Genomic DNA, 7,375 nt, shown 5'->3' with positions numbered 1-7,375 from the left:
CACGCTGGCCGGCGCCGAAAAGTTCCCGCCCACGATGGTGGCCACCGAGTCCTACGCGCCCAATGCCGCACTGGCCACCAAACTGCTGCATCCCCGCGGTGTCATGGTGGTGGACACCATCGACAGGTCACCGCTGCCGTTCGCCGACGACGCGTTCGACCTAGTGACCAGCCGCCACCCCAACAACGTGTGGTGGACCGAAATCGCCCGCGTCCTCCAGCCGGGCGGCATCTACTTCGCCCAGCACATCGGGCCCGCAACACTGTCTGAACTGGTCGAATACTTCATGGGTCCGCAGCCACAGGCAGGCCTGGAGCGCCATCCCGACGCCCAGATCGCAGCGGCGAAAGCCGCCGGCCTACAGATCATCGACATACGCATGGAACGGCTACGCGCCGAATTCTTCGACATCGGTGCCATTGTCTACTTCCTCCGCAAAGTCATCTGGATAGTGCCCGGTTTCACGACCGACGACTACCGCGAACGGCTACGCGAACTGCACGACTACATCACATCCCACGGCCCCTTCATCGCCCACTCCACCCGGGTCCTCATCGAAGCCCGCAAACCGGCATGAATATGACGCCCAAGCAGCTCATGACCGAGGCATGCCGACTGGCCATGGAGTCAGTCACTACCGGGTGGGGTGGCCCGTTTGGGGCCGTGATCACGAAAGATGGACGGATCATCGCCTGCGGCCAGAACCGCGTCCTGCTCACCGGCGATCCCACCGCGCACGCCGAAATCGAAGCTATCCGCGCAGCTTGCGCCAAGGCCGCGCCAGCCGAAGATGGCCAGTGGCCCAGACCGCTCATCGGCCACGAGATGTACATCAGCAGCGAACCGTGCCCCATGTGCATGAGCGCCGTTTACTGGTCCGGCATCGACGCCGTCTACTTCGGCCAGGACCTTGAGGCGGCTCACCGAATCGGCTTCGAAGACGCCGCCCAGTACCGTGATCTCGCCAAACCATACGAAGAACGCAGCATCAAAATCAGGCAGCTCTATCCCGAACTGGCCGAGCCGGCTTACCACGCTTGGGCGGGCGGTTAGCGGCCTACACGGGCGTCTGGCCACGGAGTTGTAGGTTTCCGAAATCCGCTGTAGGAGCCGCCGATCTGAGTTCGCCTTCGATGACTTCGATGTTGGGCATGCGCGGAACGGGGCGCAGCGGCGCGGAGCGTGTTGTGAATGGATTTGTGAACGAAACGCGGCGTAACTGACGAGATCGCATACTAGGCAGTGGTACAGATTGGACGGGAGATGGCCCGCGACCTGTACGTTTGAGACACGCGAGACTCCAGGAAACCGGGACTGGCTAGCTCATAACCCAGACGTCGTCGGCGATAGATCCAGATGCCTAAGTTGTCACGACTTCGTCACAACTCGCGCTACACACCCTGCGTCACGATGGGACATCGCGAGACGGTTCGCGCAGGTGAGACGGGCTTTCTAGACATGGCGGGAGACCCTGAAACAGGTTGACAGCAGGCTGTTTCTGACTACGGATCAGAAGGTTGGGAGTTCGAATCTCTTCGGGCGCGCCGAAACCGCTGGCAGTTGGTGTGACTGTCAGCATGAAGGTCGGCGACACGCCCGTGATCTGACACTTTCCTGATACTTTCAGTCTCCACAATCGCCACCTGCGTATTCGTCCAGCACAGCCCGCACATCAGGGCCGCGGGTCTGCCGCTGTAGGTAGTGGGCCTCGGTGGTCGCCAGCTTCGCGTGGGCCAGCTGCTGCTGCGCTTGCGCCGGCCCGCGGGCATCGCGGACCACGGTGGCCACCGTCCGCCGAAGTGAGTGGGGAGTCACCCACGACAGATCGGCCGGGAGTGCCGCGCGCAGCGTCCGCCGCATGTTGGACAGGCTCATCCAGCCGCCGGTGCGGTTAGCGAACACCGGGCCGTCCATGCCGGACTCTGCCACCAACGCTGTCAGCGCCTCGACACCGAAGCGGGGCAGCAGCACAGTGTGCGGGGGAGCGTCACCCTTGCGGGCGTCCTGCCGATGCAGCGGTTTGCCAGCGATGTGGCCGTGGTCGATCAGCGTGCCGGTGATTGTCACCGTCGGCGGGTCTGCCAACAGGTCGACGTCACTCCATCGAAGCGCTAACACCTCGTTCGGCCGCGCGCCTGTCGCAGCCAGAATCTCGACGAAGGCGGCCAGCAGCCGGCCGGGCCGCGGACCGGGGGCCTTCCGGTTGGTGTAGGACCGCACCGCGGCCCGCACCCGCTCGAACTCCGCCTGTGTGGCTGCTCTCGGCGGCTTCCGTTCTGTCTTGACCGTGCGGGCCTCCCTGATCGGATTCACCGACAGCACGTCATAGCGCACAGCCAGCCCGTACATACCCGACAGGATCATCCGAAGCCGCTTGGCCTGCGTTGGTGACTCCATCTGCTGCAGGCGGGCGTCAGCGTGGCTCGTAGGCACCTCCGTTACGCGCAGCGCGCCGAGCTGCTGGGCACCGTGTACCTTCCATACGTCCCGATAAGCCTGTGCGGTCTGCTCGCTGACGCCATCGACGAGTTCCTTTGTCTCCATCCAGAGTTCGAACAACTCCGACAGCGATGTCCGCTCCGTTACGGCTTGTCCCGACAGCGGTGCGCGACGCTTGGCTAAGTGCCGCTGCAATAGCCGACGAGCGTCCTCGATGGACTTGTCGCTGGACCGCTCGACCCGGCGCCGCTTGCCGTCAGCGTCGCGGACATAGGTGGAGGCGAAAAACATTCCACCGCTTGATCTCTCGGTGATTCGGCCATGTTCACCCGGCCGCATCCGCTGTCTAGGCATTCAGCACACCCCCAACCGCTGGAATCAGCGAGTTAAGCCGGGCTAGGTCCGCTGCTGCGGCGGCGCGCAGCGCCTCGTAACCCCTACTGGACATCGCATCCGAGGCGGTCCCACCCCGGTGACCGCGCCGATGACGGCTAATCCGAATGTGGTGTCTGCCATTACGGCCGTAGTTCCGCGTTGATTTCGCCAACGAGCATTATCAGGCGATGGTCCTCGGCTTCAGCGGGGACTCTATTCCCGGCTCGCGTCCTCCGCGGCCTTCTCCAGCTTTCCATTGAACACGTTCAGCTGGGAGCGAACTTCCTCGAGCGTCGTGTCCTTAATCAGGCCACGTGCAGGGTTGTTGTCGTCGACCAAGATCCCTGCATGCTCTATCCGCCGGCGCTCGAACTGATCGACGGGCCGCGAGAAATGCACCACCACCGGGTATTTGACCGAGCTGATGCCATTCAAGACTCTGTAGGTCTTAAGGCCCTGGTCTGGTCGGTCAACTGTGACGATCTTGAGGTCATGCTCGGCCATCTGTCATCCCTTCTGTCTGTTCAGATCCAGCGCCGCCCCCACAATAGGTCGGCCCGCTACCGTAGAAGGTGGCGGCCCGAATCGGTTGCGGTTTTTTCAGGTGTGTATGAGTTGGAGCACCGGTACGGTGTGTGCGTTCACCGGGGGTCGGCCGACTCGAACACGGCGACGAGCGCCACGATCTCCTGCGGGGTCAGGTCCGCTGGCTTAACCCGATCCATGAGGAGGCGCAGCCGGTCCGTGGCCGGCCAGCGCACGACGGCCAGGACGTCGTGCAGTTCGATGCCGTTCATCGCTGCGCCTCCAGTACCTGTCGCATCGATCAATTAAGTGGCAATATCGGCGTTATTCGGAACCCGGTGAAGGGAGTGATCAATGACTTGGGCAATGTCATCCGGCGTCCGCAGCATCGCCGTGGCGGGGGTGCTTATCGCTATACCCACGGCCGCAGTGAGCGTCCCGGCGTATGCGGCGCCCGGTTTCGGCGGCACGCCGAATACGCCGGCTGTCCTCCCGGCGCCGCCGCCAGCGGATCCACCCACCGATGCACCACAGCCGCCACCGCCTCCACCACCGCCGGCCCAACCGCCGAATGGTCAGCAATACAACCCAAATGACTGGTGGCCTTACGCTGGCACTGGCAGTTTCTGAGTGTCCGAAAGGTTCTCGGCTGCGTGAATGCCGCCCCTGTGCTTAGCGTGGCTTTCGGTCCCATCGCAGCACCGACCCGTCGCCCCTCATTGACACTCGGCATTGTCCAACTCCTTCGTAGTTGGGCCACACACCGCGGCGGTGCCTGCCGTCGCCGGGGCCTTCCGCCTTTTGCGGGAAGTCTCGGTTGTCACGCGGAGGTCGATGACTCTCCACTTTCCTGATACAAACGCCCGGGAATACAGGCGGACGGTGGCAATGCTGAGCGGATGGGATATACCCGAGTCCTATTGCGCCGCAATACGTTAGCGAACGTTGGTGGACGTTGCGGAACGGAGTGAATACATCAGAAGGTTGGGAGTTCGAATCTCTTCGGGCGCGCGTATGTGATGAGTCGAGTCATGGGTTACACATGAGTCGCGTCATCGGTTATAGATTCCCCGGCCATCGGCCGGGGTTTTTGTTTTGGTTGCGCCAGTAGTTGCGGTCGGGTTCGATGCGGTGGCTGCTGAGGACGCGGTGGTGGGTTTAGCTGACGACGGTGACGGTGGTGGCGGTCACCAGGATGAGGACTGGGGTGGCGGCCCGAGGTGGAAGTCCTGAGGCGAAATCGCACTTGCAAGAACGCAATGCCGCGCCAGCTGGCTCCATTTCGGTGAGCACTTGCTCGCCACTGAGAGAACCCGCGAAAGCTTCGACAGACCTGGGTGTCTGTACCTCGGTGCCGAGGAAATCTGCAGCGGCCCGGCGCTGAAAACCATCGATTCATGGTCAAGAAACCAGCCCGTGAACAGACTGGCTATTAACCATGTCTACGCGTCCCGATACTCGACGTACGCGCCCCCCCTACTCTACTTGTCTCAAATCTGCTGACACCAGCTCAAAGGACCATAGGCTCCCGCGCATAACAGGCGGTCAGGGGCGAATGCTGGGCAGAAAACAGGTAGTGCACTAACTCGTGCGTACGCCGGCACTATAGCTGAACCCTGGTCCCCGAGGTATACGGGAGGTGATGGTTCCACGATGCCTGAAATCTTCACTGACGGCACTGCTGCAGGACCGTGCGTGCCGGTAGGCCAACGCCGCTGCCTGCATGTTCATCGATTACGAGCTCGATCCGAGGCCTTTAACGATATGGTCCGGAAACTGCATGCGGGTTCGAAGGTCTTGCCGTCAACGCCAGCATTTCTGCCTGTGTGGTCACCAAAACGCGTCAACGGCGACACCGAATGGATTTCCCCACCCCACCTCGACCACGGCCAGCCCCGAACCAACACCTTCCAGCACCCCGAAAACTGCTCGTCCGCGACGACGAAGACGACGGCCCATAGCGTCTCGGCGCGGAGCCGGGGTGTCGGCCTGTGGGCGTCGCAAGCAGCGGCTGATTTTTCCCGAAGAGAAACCTATGGATTTCTTAGATATCGGGCGAGAAGAGGTGTAGAACATACGACAATAGCGCTTTGCCAAAGGGGGAGGTCGCAAATGTCAGGCCGCAAGCTTCGTTGGCCGGGTTTAGGACTGGGTGGTGGTCGACGGCAGCACCCCGGTCTTCGTGTTCAGCGGGATGGGCCCGCAGTGGTGGCGGATGGGCCGAGACCTGCTCGCCGCGGGCGGGCCGTCACATGAGCGCTGTCCCGATGGAGGTAGTCGCGCGTGTGGAAAGTCGCTCCTTCACCAGCGACAACACCGCCGGTGGTGCACCCGAGATCATCGCAGCTGTTGCAGCGGCAGCCTCCGGGCAGGCACCGCCCTATGGCACCGACAGTTGGACTTTGAGCGCACGACGCCGCTTCAGCGAGATCTTTGATTGCGACGTCGATCTGCTCCCGGTTTCCACCGGCTCGGCGGCGAACGCATTGAGCTTGGCCGCGCTGACCCCACCGTGGGGCAGCGTGTTATGCCACCGCGACAGCCATATCAACAACGACGAGTGCGGCGCACCGGAGTTCTTCACAGGGGGTGCCAAACTCATTGCTTTGGATGGGGAAAACGCCAAGATCGACGCCGACGAGCTGCAGGCCGCAGTGCACCGCAAGGTCGGAGACGTGCACAGCGTGCAACCCTCCGTGTTGAGCCTCACCCAGGCAACCGAGACCGGCGCGGTATACACCCCCGCCGAGATCGGACACCTGGCCGGCATTGCGAAGCACGCGGGCCTGCGCGTTCACCTGGATGGCGCCCGCCTCGCCAACGCCATCGCCGCATTGGGCTGCAACCCCGCCGAGCTAACCTGGCGCGCCGGCGTGGACATGCTGTCCTTTGGCGCCATCAAGAACGGGGGCATAACCGCCGATGCGATCGTCGTCTTCGACCGCTCCGTGACCACCGAGCTCAGCTTCCGGGCTAAGCGAGCCGGACAACTCGCCGCCAAGATGCGTTTCGTCGCCGCCCAACTCGACGCCTACCTCGCCGACGATCTGTGGCTGCGCAATGCCCGGCACGCCAATGCCATGACCGCGCGGCTCGAAGAGGGGCTGAAGTCCATTCCCGGCACTCGCCTTGCGGGCACGCCAGAGGCGAACATCCTTTTCTGCCGCCTGCCCCCGCAGGTCATCGACGGACTTCTGGACCAGGGTTACGGCTTTTACCACGGCCGTTGGGAGCCAGGTGTCGTCCGTTTCGTCACCTCCTTTGCCACCACGACCCACGATGTCGACGAGCTGGTACACGCGGTCCGCCGACTCACCGCGGCCGCGATCGAGGAAAGCCGGTCTAAACGGGCTCGAACGCAGAGATCAGCGAGCGGCCGCCGATCTGAGGTGGCGTGTATGGGAGGCGTCCGATGATCGAGATGGCCATCGTGGGGCTCGGCTCGTGGGGTCTGTGCGTCCTGGAGCGGACGGTGAGCCGGGCCCGGTGGGTAGGGACGCCGGTGCGGGTGCACGTGGTAGAGCCCTCTCAGCTCGGAGGCGGGGTTTACGCCGCCGAGCAGCCCGACTTCCTGATCCTCAACAACGCCTGCGGTCAGCTCTCCCTCTACGCCGCCCCCGACGGGGACGCCCTCCCCCACGCCATGGGCCTGCACCAGTGGGCGGTGGGCTGCGGCTACCGCTGGGTGGGTTACGAGTGCCGCATCGGCGCCGGGGGTGACCCCATCCTGCCCACCGACTACCTGCCCCGGCGGTTGATGGGCGAGTACCTGGTTTGGTTCTACGACACGCTGGTGGCCTACGCCCCGCCCAACCTCGAGATCGTCCGGCACTACGCGGCGGCCGTCGACATCTCGCCGGCCCTCCAGGGGCGCGAGGCGGTGCTGCTCGACAACGGCACCACCCTCACCGTCGACCACGTGGTGCTGACCTCGGGACACACCTGGAACGACGAGCCCGGGGCCGGCGGGGGCGCGCACTACCTGCGGCCCTACCCCATCGAGTGCCTCGACCAGAGCGCTCCGGCCGGATCCTCG

The 7,375-nt window shown here is 63.7% G+C and carries 7 protein-coding genes and 1 tRNA gene; 5 read left to right on the top strand and 3 right to left on the bottom strand.

What is annotated here, in order from left to right; all coding sequences use genetic code 11:
• The 3 genes from ACLQI9_RS23525 to ACLQI9_RS23515 form a co-directional block, all read left to right on the top strand.
• On the top strand, positions 1-577 hold a 577-nt coding region (locus ACLQI9_RS23525; protein ID WP_442392274.1), incomplete at its 5' end, for a methyltransferase domain-containing protein.
• Positions 578-597: 20 nt separating this feature from the next.
• Positions 598-1,053, top strand: coding sequence for a nucleoside deaminase (locus ACLQI9_RS23520; protein ID WP_442392273.1), 456 nt, complete (start codon positions 598-600; stop codon positions 1,051-1,053).
• A gap of 408 nt (positions 1,054-1,461) precedes the next feature.
• Positions 1,462-1,544, top strand: a tRNA-Arg gene (locus tag ACLQI9_RS23515).
• Positions 1,545-1,623: 79 nt separating this feature from the next.
• Here ACLQI9_RS23515 and ACLQI9_RS23510 read toward each other — a convergent pair.
• The 3 genes from ACLQI9_RS23510 to ACLQI9_RS23500 form a co-directional block, all read right to left on the bottom strand.
• Entirely contained in the window at positions 1,624-2,793 is a 1,170-nt protein-coding gene (locus ACLQI9_RS23510) for a tyrosine-type recombinase/integrase (RefSeq protein WP_442381601.1), read from the bottom strand.
• Positions 2,794-3,027: 234 nt separating this feature from the next.
• Positions 3,028-3,318 (bottom strand): hypothetical protein, encoded by a 291-nt coding sequence (locus ACLQI9_RS23505; RefSeq protein WP_442381603.1) that lies wholly within the window; start codon positions 3,316-3,318, stop codon positions 3,028-3,030.
• 137 nt (positions 3,319-3,455) lie between these two features.
• The gene (locus ACLQI9_RS23500) at positions 3,456-3,611 is read right to left on the bottom strand and encodes a hypothetical protein (protein WP_442381605.1); all 156 of its coding nucleotides are present in this window, start codon (positions 3,609-3,611) and stop codon (positions 3,456-3,458) included.
• A 2,013-nt stretch (positions 3,612-5,624) separates the two neighbouring features.
• Here ACLQI9_RS23500 and ACLQI9_RS23495 point away from each other — a divergent pair.
• Both ACLQI9_RS23495 and ACLQI9_RS23490 read left to right on the top strand, forming a co-directional pair.
• Positions 5,625-6,755 carry a threonine aldolase family protein gene (locus tag ACLQI9_RS23495; RefSeq protein ID WP_442392272.1) on the top strand — a complete coding sequence of 377 codons (1,131 nt, stop codon included), beginning with the start codon at positions 5,625-5,627 and terminating at the stop codon, positions 6,753-6,755.
• The coding region (locus ACLQI9_RS23490) for an FAD/NAD(P)-binding protein (protein WP_442392271.1) at positions 6,752-7,375 on the top strand (624 nt) is incomplete at its 3' end. The genes ACLQI9_RS23495 and ACLQI9_RS23490, both read left to right, overlap by 4 nt.

Origin of the sequence: Mycobacterium sp., assembly GCF_052143115.1 — a bacterium.
Classification (GTDB): Bacteria; Actinomycetota; Actinomycetes; order Mycobacteriales; family Mycobacteriaceae; genus Mycobacterium.
This window is presented reverse-complemented; position numbering and strand designations above follow the sequence as displayed.